The 12,325-nt window shown below is 51.1% G+C and carries 15 protein-coding genes; 9 read left to right on the forward strand and 6 right to left on the reverse strand.

The annotated features are described in order from the left end of the window. From Q7V06_RS03625 to Q7V06_RS03665, 9 genes are all read left to right on the forward strand, one after another. Positions 1 to 271, forward strand: a 271-nt coding sequence (locus Q7V06_RS03625) for a hypothetical protein (protein ID WP_304838235.1), incomplete at its 5' end; no start/stop codon positions are given. A 43-nt stretch (positions 272 to 314) separates the two neighbouring features. Next, positions 315 to 1,523, forward strand: coding sequence for a hydroxymethylglutaryl-CoA reductase (NADPH) (hmgA, locus tag Q7V06_RS03630; RefSeq protein WP_304838237.1), 1,209 nt, complete (start codon positions 315 to 317; stop codon positions 1,521 to 1,523). 41 nt (positions 1,524 to 1,564) lie between these two features. Next, positions 1,565 to 2,749, forward strand: coding sequence for an AAA family ATPase (locus Q7V06_RS03635; RefSeq protein WP_304838240.1), 1,185 nt, complete (start codon positions 1,565 to 1,567; stop codon positions 2,747 to 2,749). Then, complete coding sequence (locus Q7V06_RS03640) at positions 2,749 to 3,306, forward strand: DUF4276 family protein (RefSeq protein WP_304838243.1); 558 nt, start codon at positions 2,749 to 2,751, stop codon at positions 3,304 to 3,306. Before Q7V06_RS03635 ends, Q7V06_RS03640 begins: the two co-directional genes overlap by 1 nt. Positions 3,307 to 3,447: 141 nt before the next feature. Beyond that, positions 3,448 to 4,722, forward strand: a complete 1,275-nt coding sequence (locus Q7V06_RS03645) for a Fic family protein (protein WP_304838246.1) — start codon at positions 3,448 to 3,450, stop codon at positions 4,720 to 4,722. Then, positions 4,661 to 6,016, forward strand: coding sequence for a hypothetical protein (locus Q7V06_RS03650; RefSeq protein ID WP_304838249.1), 1,356 nt, complete (start codon positions 4,661 to 4,663; stop codon positions 6,014 to 6,016). Before Q7V06_RS03645 ends, Q7V06_RS03650 begins: the two co-directional genes overlap by 62 nt. A gap of 54 nt (positions 6,017 to 6,070) precedes the next feature. Further along, positions 6,071 to 6,712 carry a B12-binding domain-containing protein gene (locus Q7V06_RS03655; protein WP_304838252.1) on the forward strand — a complete coding sequence of 214 codons (642 nt, stop codon included), beginning with the start codon at positions 6,071 to 6,073 and terminating at the stop codon, positions 6,710 to 6,712. Continuing rightward, on the forward strand, positions 6,709 to 7,749 hold the full coding sequence (locus Q7V06_RS03660) for a uroporphyrinogen decarboxylase family protein (protein WP_304838255.1): 1,041 nt from the start codon (positions 6,709 to 6,711) through the stop codon (positions 7,747 to 7,749). The genes Q7V06_RS03655 and Q7V06_RS03660 overlap by 4 nt, the downstream gene beginning before the upstream one ends. Continuing rightward, positions 7,746 to 9,419: a HAMP domain-containing sensor histidine kinase gene (locus Q7V06_RS03665; RefSeq protein ID WP_304838257.1), complete on the forward strand. Its 1,674-nt coding sequence runs from the start codon at positions 7,746 to 7,748 to the stop codon at positions 9,417 to 9,419. The genes Q7V06_RS03660 and Q7V06_RS03665 overlap by 4 nt, the downstream gene beginning before the upstream one ends. Here Q7V06_RS03665 and Q7V06_RS03670 read toward each other — a convergent pair. The 6 genes from Q7V06_RS03670 to Q7V06_RS03695 form a co-directional block, all read right to left on the reverse strand. Beyond that, positions 9,411 to 9,689 (reverse strand): hypothetical protein, encoded by a 279-nt coding sequence (locus Q7V06_RS03670; RefSeq protein ID WP_304838259.1) that lies wholly within the window; start codon positions 9,687 to 9,689, stop codon positions 9,411 to 9,413. The genes Q7V06_RS03665 and Q7V06_RS03670 overlap by 9 nt on opposite strands. Positions 9,690 to 9,701: 12 nt before the next feature. Then, on the reverse strand, positions 9,702 to 10,100 hold the full coding sequence (locus tag Q7V06_RS03675; protein WP_304838262.1) for a hypothetical protein: 399 nt from the start codon (positions 10,098 to 10,100) through the stop codon (positions 9,702 to 9,704). Between the two features lie 420 nt (positions 10,101 to 10,520). After that, the gene (locus tag Q7V06_RS03680; protein WP_304838265.1) at positions 10,521 to 10,766 is read right to left on the reverse strand and encodes a hypothetical protein; all 246 of its coding nucleotides are present in this window, start codon (positions 10,764 to 10,766) and stop codon (positions 10,521 to 10,523) included. Positions 10,767 to 10,768: 2 nt separating this feature from the next. Continuing rightward, complete coding sequence (locus Q7V06_RS03685; RefSeq protein ID WP_304838268.1) at positions 10,769 to 11,167, reverse strand: hypothetical protein; 399 nt, start codon at positions 11,165 to 11,167, stop codon at positions 10,769 to 10,771. A gap of 93 nt (positions 11,168 to 11,260) precedes the next feature. After that, positions 11,261 to 11,842 carry a hypothetical protein gene (locus tag Q7V06_RS03690; protein ID WP_304838271.1) on the reverse strand — a complete coding sequence of 194 codons (582 nt, stop codon included), beginning with the start codon at positions 11,840 to 11,842 and terminating at the stop codon, positions 11,261 to 11,263. 2 nt (positions 11,843 to 11,844) lie between these two features. Continuing rightward, positions 11,845 to 12,325: ATP/GTP-binding protein (locus tag Q7V06_RS03695; RefSeq protein ID WP_304838274.1), on the reverse strand; the 481-nt coding region annotated here is incomplete at its 5' end.

A 12,325-nucleotide genomic window follows, 5' to 3' on the forward strand; every position in this document is an offset into this window, starting at 1 on the left:
TATGGCATTTAATTCATGTTCCTATTGTGGCAGGACGATCTCGGGTGCAGGATCGGTGCGGGGCAATGGGTCTGCCAATGCCCAGTCGTCACGGGATGCGCCCGCCTGCGTCGAATGCAAGCGGAGTAAACGGGATCGACCCCTTGTTATGTGGCTTCGTGCGGTGAAGAAGAATGACCGGAACAGATGGGCGATGATAGAGAAGTACCATGCGAAGAAGACCGGAGGGCTGATCACGCTTGCTGTCCGGCGGATTTCAGAAGAACGGTGATCCTCTCAAAAGATACATTGCCGACGGTGAGAAAGGTCTGATCATGGATGATCATCAGTTGGATCTCAGGGAAGGCAGACTGAAGCTGTATGCACTTGAGAAGGTGCTGCCGGCAGATGAGGCGGTCAGGGTCAGGCGGGAGTATATTGAAGAGGAGACGGCGACCGATCTCTCTCCTCTTGGAGCCTATACGATCCAGATCGACCGGGTGGTTCAAAGGAACTGCGAGAACATGATCGGCTGTGTCCAGGTACCGGTCGGAGTTGCAGGACCTGTTTCGGTGAAGGGGGAGTATGCCGAAGGGTCGTTCTGGCTCCCGCTTGCGACAACCGAAGGTGCTCTTGTTGCATCGGTGAACCGGGGATGTTCTGCGATATTAAAAGCCGGTGGTGCCGAGGTGCGGATACTCCGTGACGGGATGACCAGAGCGCCGGTCTTTGCTGCAAAGTCGGTTATTCATGCCCATGAGGTGGCAGCATTTGCCGAAGATCACTTACTTGAGATCCAGGAGATCGCCGAGTCTACGACCTCGCACGGTGAGCTGATCGGGATGGTCCCCTATATCGTCGGGACGAGCGTCTTCATCAGGTTTGAGTTCGACACAAAGGACGCGATGGGGATGAATATGGTGACGATTGCCTCGCAGAAGGCGGCGGAGTATATTGCAGCAGAGACCGGTGCCCGGCTTGTTGCACTCTCCGGGAATATGTGTGCTGATAAGAAACCATCTGCGATCAATCTTGTTGAGGGGCGGGGAAAGACCGTCACAGCCGGAGTCTTCCTCTCCGATGCCCTCGTCCGTGAGGTCTTCAAATGTGATGTTGCATCGCTTGTTGATGTGAATGTCCGGAAGAATCTGGTCGGCTCAGCCCGTGCCGGAGCACTCGGATTCAATGCTCATGCGGCAAATATCTTCGCTGCCCTCTATATCGCCTGCGGACAGGACCCGGCACATGTGGTGGAGGGGTCATCCTGTATCACGACAGCTGATCCGATGGATGGCGGTGTCTATGTGGCAGTCACCCTTCCTGCGGTGCAGGTGGGTACAGTCGGCGGCGGGACCGGTATTGCGACCCAGGCCGCCTGCCTTTCGCTCCTTGGAGTCTCCGGAAGCGGGGACCCGCCGGGTGCTCATGCAAAGGCGTTTGCCGAGATCATCGGAGCAGGTGTGCTTGCAGGGGAGTTGTCGCTCCTTGGGGCACTGGCGGCCCAGCATCTCGCAAAGGCGCATAAGGAGCTTGGGAGAGGGTGAATGTCCGAAAGAAACCGAGTGTTCATTGCGTGGGGATAGGTATGAAGATAGAATCAATACGCCTGAAGAATTTTAAGGCATTTCGGGATATGGAGATGACCAATATTCCTCACTTCACCGTCATCGTCGGTGCAAACGGGACCGGGAAGAGTACCCTCTTCAGCGTATTTGGTTTTCTCAAAAATGCCCTCTCAGGAAATGTTAACTCTGCTCTCCAGAAACTTGGTGGGAGCCGGGGTTTCTTTGAGGTCCGGAGCAGGAATGCAGATGGGCCTATTGAGATCGAGATCAAGTTCAGGGAGAGTCCTGAGAAACCCCTGATAACATACTTCCTCTCCATCAATGAAGAAAAAGGAAGAGCATTTGTTGAACGTGAGATCCTGAAGTACCGACGTGGAAGTCACGGAAAACCCTGGCATTTTCTCGACTTTTCAAATGGAGTAGGGACAGCCGTCACCAATGAATTCGATGAGATGATGAATGTCGAAGAGCTTCAGAAAGAGGAGCAAAAACTTAAATCAAATGATATCCTTGCTGTGAAGGGCCTTGCCCAGTTCGAGCGGTTTCCTGCGGTAGTTACATTGGGCAATCTCATTGAGAACTGGCACCTGTCGGATTTTCATATTAGCAGAGCCCGACCCGAACAGGAAGCCGGATATGCAGAGCACCTCTCAACAGAGGGAGAGAACCTCTCGCTCGTCATACAGTATCTCTATTCGCATCACCCGGAAACGTTTCAAAAGATTCTTGCTCTTCTCGGGATGCGTGTTCCTGGTATAACACGTGTCGAGTCGAAGACGACTGAAGAGGGACGTGTCCTCCTGAAGTTTCAGGACGGTTCGTTTGAAGATCCCTTCCTTGCACGCTATGTTTCAGATGGCACAATCAAGATGCTTGCGTATCTTGTTCTTCTTTATGATCCCTCTCCTCATCCTCTGCTCTGTGTGGAAGAGCCGGAGAATCAGCTCTATCCGAAACTACTGATGGAGCTTGCGGAAGAATTCCGTGGTTATGCATTTCGTGGAGGCCAGGTCTTAGTTGCGACACATTCACCAGACTTTTTGAATGCTACCCGTATTGAAGAGGTCTTCTGGCTCCGGAAACAGGATGGTTATACAACCGTTGTGCGGGCAGAGGACGATCCGCAGATTGCTGCATATATGAGCGACGGTGATCAGATGGGCTACCTCTGGAAGCAGGGTTTCTTTGATGGAATTGATCCCTGATGCGAAGTCTGGTCTTCTTTCTTGAGGAGGCGTCAGCCGAAGAGATGCTCAAAGGTCTGCTTCCCCGAATTCTTCCAGCGGATATTTCACCCCGTTTCATTGTCTTTGAAGGGAAACAGGATCTTGAGAAGCAGATCATCCGTAAAATGAAAGGTTGGAATACACCTGATACGCTCTTTGTTGTCATGCGGGATCAGGATGGTGGCGACTGTATCGCGATCAAAGAGAGTCTTGTGCAGAAATGCATCGATGCTCGTCATGGTGATGCTCTTGTCAGGATCGCCTGCCATGAACTCGAGAGCTTCTATCTTGGCGATCCGGATGCAGTTAAAAAGGGTCTTGGAATCAGGAAGCTCCATGGATTGAGAGGTAAATCTGGATATGAGAATCCTGATCTGGTGGATCAGCCCTCACGGGTTTTGATGAAGCTCACGAAGTATCAGTACCAGAAGATTGGGGGCTCACGTGCGATCGGACCTTATCTTGCTGTTGATGGCTCAAACAGCTCTCATAGTTTCAATGTCCTGATTCGTGGGATTCTGGAATTGATTGGGTAAGCGTATTTTCCGTCTGCTCGTATGGTATCTGCCCTTCTGTAATGGCTTATTTACACTAACTATCAATTCATTATATATTGATAGATAGTGATATATCCTTTCTACCCTAGTACAGAATATATTCCTCTGTGAGTTGATCGTATGAAGATCCCCATTGTTCCAGAGATAACAGATGATGATATGAGACGAGCAATGGCTCATCTCGCAGATCAGGCTGTGATGGAAGTTGTGCTTGATGCAAACCGCCGATACCTCCATTGGGATGAAGTGCGGTACCGGGAGCTCCCTGCTGATCCACACACAATGTGGACCCTGATGAAACTCTTCCGCAGAGCAGGCACCAGATCAATTACATTTCCGGATCTCTCTTTTGGGTACGCAATCCCGGATGGCTGCCTGGAGATCCTCCATCATATTGATAAGACAGCTGGCGGGAATCTCTCTGCAATCGTCGATACAGCAGGCCATGACAAGGAGCGCTATATCATCAGCTCTCTGATGGAGGAGGCGATCGCATCCAACCAGCTTGAGGGGGCAGCAACGACACGGCGGGTTGCCCTCAGAATGCTTGAAGAGCAGAGGAAGCCAGTGAACCGTGATGAACGGATGATCGTCAATGGATATCGGACGATGAAGGAGATACGGTCGCTCCTTTCAGAAGATCTGACCCCTGACCTCCTCCTTCGGCTCCAGAGGATGATCACAGATGATACCCTCGATGATCCCTCAGATGTCGGACGTCTCCGGGATAATGATGAGATCATCATCCTTGACGGATCTGGTACCGTGCTGCATACACCCCCTCCCTGTGCCAGGATACCTGATCTCCTCGATGCACTCTGCCGTTTTGCTCATACGACAGGGGATTTTTTCATCCATCCTATCGTGAAAGGGATCATCCTCCATTTTCTTATTGGGTATATCCATCCCTTCAATGATGGGAATGGGAGGACCGCCCGCTCCCTCTTCTATTGGTATGTTTTAAAGAATGACTACTGGCTCTTTGAGTATATGCCGATATCAAGGGTGATCTATACGACACGGGGTCAATATAAACGGGCATACCTCTACACCGAGACTGATGATCTTGACCTCACCTATTTCATCACGTACAATCTCAGGGTGATCGGGGAGGCGATAACCGATCTCCAAAGATACATCAATAATAACCAGAAGGAGTTGCATGCGGCGATCTCCTCTCTTGAACCATCAGATGAACTGAGCCTCCGGCAGGTTGAGATCCTCAGACGGATGATGAAAAGGGGTGAGGGGTCAATTACGATCAAGGAGGTCTCCGAGGTGTATCATGTCGCGTATGCAACAGCACGATCGGATCTCTTTGGTCTTGTGAATCATGGATACTTTAGGAAGAGGAAGCTCGGCAGGGAGTATCTCTTCTTCTACCAGAGAGAGTGATCAGTTCAGCTGCTCTGATCCGATCGAGATGGCTGTTACCCGGTTCACCTGCTTAGAGAGTGTCGCCTCCGGCCCGGCAAGCACCTTCATCCAGTACTTCTTCTCACTTCTTCCGGTTAACCGGATGAAGAGAGCAGGGTCTGAACCTTCTGGCAGAATCCCGCAGAGAAAACGAAATGGTGAAATAGCCCAGTATAGTACTGTATATCACACACGTGATGGTCATATGAAGTCTTCACTCATTCTCCCCCTCATAGGAGCCCTCCTCCTCGTTACAGCCCTTGTAGCAGGGTGTGTCGGCTCATCACCCGCGGCGACGGCATCTGGCATGCCGGATACTACTCCTGCTCAGATATCGACACAGAATACTGAGCCTGCCACGGTATCGATGGATAAGCCGCTCACTGTGGTGTCAGGCGATAAAGCGTTTGAGATCACGATCCTCAGTCAGATTCGGGGGAGTGCTGCCCGCTCTCTTATCAAGGGAGCAAATGAATTTAATCCTGAACCCGAGGATGGAGCTGAGTTCCTCCTTCTTCAGGTGAACAAACAGTACTGCTCCGGTACAGGTGCTGATGATACAACAGTCTTTGAGTACCGCCTCTTTGCCGGTGGTGATGGCGTAGACCCGATCTATGTGGTGATGCCCGATTCCCATATGGGATATCCCGATCTCACACTCCATCCCGGAGATGCTGCACGGGGATGGATCCTCTTCCAGGTCCCACACAATGAGGAAGTGATGCTGGCATATGCTCCCACATCCTCTCCGGCAGGATTTATCCGGATCAAGAGTGAGATCGGCAGCACCCCGCTCTCAAGACCTGACGACCTCCTCCCTCCACGGGGTGCATATACCTATATGGATGCAAAGAAGAGTAACGAGCTCTCCATCACCTACCAGTACACCACCTTCCGGCAGACCCTCACCTATGAAACCGGGAGCGGATCAAAGCTCCTGAAAGCACCGGATGGTGATCAGTTCCTCCTCGCTTTTGTCAAGGCGATACACATGGGTAACCGTGATGGGAAAAATTACCTTACACAAACCCCGTATCCATCATCTTTCAGACTCTATGGTCAGGATGTGATCTATACTCCGGTGGTGCTGGCAGACAAAACAAGTGATCATACCTCGATTGGTGAGTTGTATGCAAGTGCCTTCCTCGATAGAAAGGAGTGTAAAGAAGGCTTCCTCGTCTTCCAGGTTCCTGAAGCTTTCAGACCGGATGACGGGTATCTTGGTCTCAATCTCGGGGTGGATCACTCGAATCCCTCCTGGAGTCTTGCATAACGAGCTCCACTCCCCTCCATACCTTTATCGCTCACCAGTACCATTGTGAAAGCTATGGAGAGTGAAGAGCCGGTATCCCCCGTATACGCCCTTGAATCAGCACTCCTTGAGTCTGATCGTATAAGGGCACGGGAGATCCTGAGAACGTTCTGCAGACCAGATGATCCCTATGGCTGTATCTCCGGTCTGATCGAGCCTGCACTCAGGTCGATCGGTGAGCGATGGTCCGAAGGTGCTGCTGCCCTTTCACAGGTCTATGTGAGCGGAAAGATCTGTGAGGAGTATATCCGGGGCCTTCCCGCCACACCAGCAGGTATTCGGCCGGATCAGCCGGTGATCGGCATAGCTGTTCTTGAAGATTTTCATACCCTTGGAAAGGAGACTGTTAAAACAGCACTCAATGCCTCCGGATATCGTGTGAAAGATTATGGGGCCGGTCTTACCGTCACTGTTCTTCTCGATCTGATCAAACAGGACGAGATCGAGGTGCTCTTTCTATCCACCCTGATGCTCAGGGCAGCACTTGCTGTCCGGCAGCTGATGGATGCGATCCGGGAAGAGGGTCTGTCAATCCGGGTGATCGTCGGCGGAGCACCATTCCTCTTCGATGAAGATCTCTGGAAGGAGGTGGGGTCCGATGCCTTCGCCCATGATGCATCTGAGGCGGTATCGATGGTTTCGGAGGATACCGAATGACCCGAAATGAGATGACCTCACTTGAACGAACCCTTGCCACCCTTTCGCATAAGGAGCCCGATCGGGTTCCGCTCTTCTTAAATCTCACGATGCATGGTGCACGGGAACTGAACCAACCGATCAAAACGTACTATGCAGAGGCCCGGATGGTTGTGAAGGGTCAGGAGATCCTCAGGAAGAAGTACGGGCATGACTGCCTCACCGGCTTCTGTTATGGGGCTGCTGAAGTGGAGGCGTTTGGCGGTTCCACCCTCTTCTTCGATAATGGCCCGCCAAACGCCGGATCTCCGCCAATCCGTGATTTGGAAGCGATATCTTCGCTCGAAGTGCCTGATCCCCGGGACTGTCCCCCTCTTCTTCGGATGCTTGAGACGACCCGCACTCTTGCTGATCGGTATGGTGATTCCGTCCCGGTTGCGGGTGTTGCGATCTCACCCTTCTCGCTCCCGGTTATGCAGCTTGGCTTCTCCCGGTACCTCGATCTCCTGCTCTCAGATGACCCCATCTTCCGGAGCCTGATGGAGGTGAACAAAGCGTTCTGTACAACCTGGGCGAACCTCCAGATCGAAGCTGGCGCAACAGCAGTCGTCTACTTCGACCCGGTCACGTCACCGACGATCATCCCGCCTGACCTTGCCAGAAAGACCGGGCTCCCTATCGCCAGAGAGATGATCCGATCGATCAACGGGGGTGTTGTCTATCATCTTGCATCAGGCCGCTCTCTTGCGATTGCAGATGATCTGATGGAGTCGGGTGCGATCGGTCTTGGAGTGTCGGCACTCGAAGATCTCTCGGTCTTAAAGGAGAGATTTGCCGGGAAGATGACCTTAATCGGCAACCTTGACGGTGTCTCGATGAGGAGATGGTCTGCGCCTCAGGCAGAAGACGAGGTCAGAGCGGCACTATCAAAGGCGGCTTTCGGAGGTGGCTTCATCCTCTCGGATAATCATGGAGAGATCCCCTGGCAGGTGAATGATTCTATCATCTCTGCCATTGCAGAAGCTACCAGGACCTATGGGAGATATCCGATCGTATGAGTCAAAAGAAGGCACCCGTTGGGATCATCGCCTGCCAGAATCTGGATGAAGAGGTGAGAGCGGCGTTACGGGGATCACCCTATGCTGAGATCCCTGTCATCTTCTATGAACCGCACTGCACACATCCCTATCCGGAGTGGCAGAAGCGATTCCTTGCAGATTATGCTTCTCTTGGAGCAGCCGCAGAGTCGGTCTGCCTCATCACCTGCGGCTGCCCCTATCCTGTGCCGGATCTCCACCCGGCTCTTCATCTCAGATCGCCTGATATTTTTCTGACCGATCCTCAGTTTCGCCTTCTCCTGGGTGAAGGTGTGTATATTATCACGTCCGGGTTTGCTAAAGGGTATGCTCTCTTCCTCAATTGTCAGATGAGTGGAGAGCAGGAGCTTCATCATCCTCTGGCAGATGTGGGCATCACCCGGGTTATTCATCTCAGAACACGGAACAGACCTGATTCGGATGATGGTGCGAAGCGGTTTGCCGAAGGGCTTAATGCAGAGCTCAGGGTTGTTGAGACCGATCCCGGGGTCTTCACTCTTCATCTCAGAGGTGCACTCCGGTCGCTTGAGTCGGAGGTGCTCAGGCGGCATCAAAATGCACGATGCGGACTGCTTGAAGAGCAGGTTGCAGATTATACGATGGCGTTTGATCTCCTCGGTGATATTGCAGCAGCTGAAACAGAGGATGCGGTGGTCAACCGGCTGGGTGACCTCTTCTCCCTCCTCTTCTCACCATCTGTTGTGATGTACTCAGAAGTACCGTTTCCGGAGGGAACACCAGGCCTTCTCCTCCCGGTCAGGTATGGGGAACTGGTGCTTGGCTGGTTTAGAATTGATGGCTTCGAACATCCGGAGTTCCTCAACAGATACCAGAATACTGCCGAGTTCCTTCTTCCGGTCTTTGGGCTTGCGATTCGGAATGCCCGGATATACCAGCGGCTCCTTGATGCAAATATCGAGAAGGATGAGGAGATAGCTGCTCGAAGAGAGGTGCAGGATGCGCTTTTCCTCGCCAACAAGAAACTGAACCTCCTGACAGCGATCACCCGGCATGATATCTTAAACGATGTCAGTGTTGCTGTCGGGTACCTTGATCTCGCATCTGATCTTGTGGTGTCTGAGGAGGTGAAGTCCACCTTCTCCCGCCTGACCGAGCGGATGGATGCGATCCAGAGGAAACTTGGGTTCACCCGCGACTACCAGGATATGGGTGTGCACAGTCCAAAGTGGCAGATGATCAGGTCATCTGTCGATGACATTTCTGAGGCGATCCTGAAGGGGAGTGGGATTACGCTTGAGAACCAGCTCCCGGAGGTTGAGATCTATGCAGATCCGATGCTCCCCAAACTGGTGCATAATCTCACCCAGAATGCCCTCTTCCATGCTGCGTCTGCAACATATCTCCGCTGGTCAGCTGAACCTGATGGATGCGATCTCATCATCTCTGTTGAGGATGACGGGCCCGGGGTCCCTGAAAAAAAGAAAGAGTCGATATTTCGTCCTGCATTTGGCAGGAGCCACGGTTTTGGGTTATATCTGGTCTCTGAGATCCTCTCGATCACCGATATCTCGATCTCTGAAGCTGGTACTTTCGGTGAAGGGGCGATGTTTCTGATCAGGGTCCCTGAAGGTCGGTGGCGAAGATCCCCCACTTCTTGTCTGTTATCGTGAGAGATTTCCGCGTACAGTCTTCACGAGACGATCCAGGACGAACATAATGGCGATCTTGAAGAGAAATGAGATGATCCCTCCTTCTGAATGGACACTCTTCTTCTCGGCCTGCCCTCGCCCGATCCCATGAATCATCAGCATTCCAGCACCGATACCTCCGAGGAATGCTGCGATGATCACCGGTAGGGGATACTTTCTGATACAGTGAACCGGGTCGTGATGGTGTTGATGCTTTCGTACGTGCATTGTATTCTCTTCTCTCTGTGACATTGTATCTCCTTTCTATCTGATCTTTGATGCGATAAGAGCAACAAAGAGACCTGCACCTGCGGCGATAACAACCGACGCAATCGGATGATCGGAGATGAAGCTCTCGACACTCTCTACTTTCTTCTCAAATTCAGCCTCTTCGCTCCTGGCAAAGGATCGTATCTTCTCTTCTGTGTCGTGGATCGTATCTCTGACATCTTTGCCCATTGCTTCAACGTCAAACGTATTTTTTGGGGCAATTGCTTTCAGACTACCTTCCACATCATGCACAATCTTTGAAATCTCATCACCTGTTGCTCCAAAGTCGGCATCCCTGAGCTTGCGTGCTGCCTCCTCCAGTGCTTCGGCCGTCTGAAGTTTAAGGTGTTCGATGTTGTCTCCGATCGTATCTTCTTCTCTGTTTTCTGTCATGGGACTATCCTCCTGATGATCTGATGGTGAAGCATCCTGACAGAGGAACAATCCTGTTGTATCTGCTGCCACCCATTCAGATAAAGGACAATATATCCTATACCTATATAAGTGCCTTCATACTTTGCAAAGTTAGAAAGAGCGAGGTCGGGGTGCTCTTTCTATCCGCCCTGATTCTCAGGGAAGTACTCACTGTCCGGCAGCTGATGGAGGGGATCTCATCATCTCTGTTGAGGATGATGGGGCCGGAATCCCTGAACAAAAGAAAGAGTCGATACTCCGCCCTGTATTTGAGAGGAGTTATGGTTTTGTGCTGTATCTGGTCTCTGAGTTCCTCTCGATCTCTTAAGCTTCGGTGAAGGGTCGGAGTAACTGATCAGAGTCCCTGAAGGTCAGTGGCGGAGGGGTGGGAGTTTCTCCTCACCTGATCAGGCGGCGGATAAGATATGGGGTTGCTAGTGTGAGGATCAGGCGGAGCAGACTGCTACTCTTCTGCTCCTCCCGCCGTCGCTCCCTCATCTGTCCGATCCGGTGGGTCATCACTGCTCCAACGCCCACTCCTCCGAGGAAGGTAAAGAATATCACCGGAAGCGGGTGATTCCTGATACACCGGAGATGGCGTCCGGTGACCTTCTCCTTCCTTCTTCTCTCTCCCTCTTCTGCCATGGTTACCTGAGTTTTGCTGCGATCAGGCCGATGATAAATCCTGAGCCGGCTGCGATGGCGATTGCGGCGATTGGGTGGTCTGCAACGAAGCTCTCGATCGTCTTAACCTCCTTCCCGATCATGATCTTCTCATCTTCGGCGATCTTGTGTAGTGCCCCTTCAGCCTCGTGGAGCTTCTTTTGTATCTCTTCTCCGATCTCTCCTGTATCCGGAAGTTTTTCAGGGGCAAGGTGTTTGAGTTTTCCCTCGGCATCATGGACGATCTTCCAGAGTTCTTCTCCTTCGATCCTGATGTCGGTATCTCTCAGCTTCCTGACCGCCTCTTCAAGGGCATCGGCCGCCTGGTTTTTCAGGTGTTCGACCTCGTCTGATACCTGTTTCTCTTCTTCATGGTCTGTCATGATGATTGGCCTCCATGTTGTTCTGACCTGATTGATTCAGGTTACAATAGATGCTAATGGAGGTTGTGATATATATGTCTGTATGTGACTTTTCTATTCTGAGAAGAGAGTTGCCCTGAGTTCAGTGAACCATTGTATCTCTCTGCTCTGGCACCTTTCGATAAAGGCGATGAGTACTTCCCTCTTCTTCTCATCACTGCTTTGAGCGTCAAGATTAATACCTGCTATTGATTGTACCTGTCTCTCAAGAGAATCCGGAATGAAGAATACATGGTGTTTCATCGGATCTTTTGTCTGAAAAGCGTGATCTGATAATCTTAAAAGAATGTCTTTTCGTAATCGCTCTTGAATGGATCGCCTCAACCGGGATAGATTATTCTGATCTCCATCAAGGCAGAGGAAGATCTGGTATCGATCATCTTTGTCTTCATAGAGGATGGTGAAATTATCGATGCATTTTGTACATCCATCTTCATCCTTGAGGAGAAATCGTATGCCTTTTCCTTTGCGGCTGAGAAAATGCATAATGGCATTGGTTTCAGGAGTACGTTCACGCGTCTCTGTTAGTTCGTGATTCCTGATCATTTTATAGTTGATTCCGTTCTGATCGAAGAGAATAGAAAAGAAGATGAGATCATGTACTCCTTCACAAAGGATGACTGTTTTATCTCGCATATTCAGATGCCCCGGAGGTCAAGGTATAATTCATTCATGACCCGGAGACCTTCATCGACGGTATAGTCAAATTTTTCGACTGTTGTACCGTCTGTTGTCATCTTGGAGATAAGGAGCATCTCTTTTTCTTTTACGTTCTCGGGATATTCGAGGGCTATCTTGATGAGATCAAAGCTGTGTGTCGTCATGAAGACCTGGACATTCAGCTCTTCACAATAGGAAAAGAGCGTCTCGATGAGGACTCCGAGGTATCGGGGGTGAAGATGATTCTCCGGCTCTTCGATGAGAAGGATGCCGTTTCGTGAGCGGATAAGGTGGTGCAGTGTAGAAAGGAGTGCGATAAATCCGTCTCCATGTGAGGAGATGGGTATGGTTTCTATTCCACTATCTTTATTGTACAGGACATTTTCCTGCGTAAGACGCTCAAGGTTTTTGACAAGATTCTGATCCTTGATATATTTTTCAAGATGGTGTATATCCTCA

Source organism: Methanocalculus sp. (assembly GCF_030651615.1).
Classification (GTDB): domain Archaea; phylum Halobacteriota; class Methanomicrobia; order Methanomicrobiales; family Methanocorpusculaceae; genus Methanocalculus.

Coding starts and splice junctions, on each gene's coding strand:
- Q7V06_RS03670 (WP_304838259.1), bottom strand. CDS start 9,689: ATGTCACAGAGAGAAGAGAATACAATGCACGTACGAAAGCATCAACAC.
- Q7V06_RS03685 (WP_304838268.1), bottom strand. CDS start 11,167: ATGACAGACCATGAAGAAGAGAAACAGGTATCAGACGAGGTCGAACAC.
- Q7V06_RS03665 (WP_304838257.1), top strand. CDS start 7,746: ATGAGTCAAAAGAAGGCACCCGTTGGGATCATCGCCTGCCAGAATCTG.
- Q7V06_RS03690 (WP_304838271.1), bottom strand. CDS start 11,842: ATGCGAGATAAAACAGTCATCCTTTGTGAAGGAGTACATGATCTCATC.
- Q7V06_RS03655 (WP_304838252.1), top strand. CDS start 6,071: ATGGAGAGTGAAGAGCCGGTATCCCCCGTATACGCCCTTGAATCAGCA.
- Q7V06_RS03635 (WP_304838240.1), top strand. CDS start 1,565: ATGAAGATAGAATCAATACGCCTGAAGAATTTTAAGGCATTTCGGGAT.
- Q7V06_RS03680 (WP_304838265.1), bottom strand. CDS start 10,766: ATGGCAGAAGAGGGAGAGAGAAGAAGGAAGGAGAAGGTCACCGGACGC.
- Q7V06_RS03675 (WP_304838262.1), bottom strand. CDS start 10,100: ATGACAGAAAACAGAGAAGAAGATACGATCGGAGACAACATCGAACAC.
- Q7V06_RS03660 (WP_304838255.1), top strand. CDS start 6,709: ATGACCCGAAATGAGATGACCTCACTTGAACGAACCCTTGCCACCCTT.
- Q7V06_RS03650 (WP_304838249.1), top strand. CDS start 4,661: ATGGATACTTTAGGAAGAGGAAGCTCGGCAGGGAGTATCTCTTCTTCT.
- Q7V06_RS03640 (WP_304838243.1), top strand. CDS start 2,749: ATGCGAAGTCTGGTCTTCTTTCTTGAGGAGGCGTCAGCCGAAGAGATG.
- Q7V06_RS03645 (WP_304838246.1), top strand. CDS start 3,448: ATGAAGATCCCCATTGTTCCAGAGATAACAGATGATGATATGAGACGA.
- hmgA (WP_304838237.1), top strand. CDS start 315: ATGGATGATCATCAGTTGGATCTCAGGGAAGGCAGACTGAAGCTGTAT.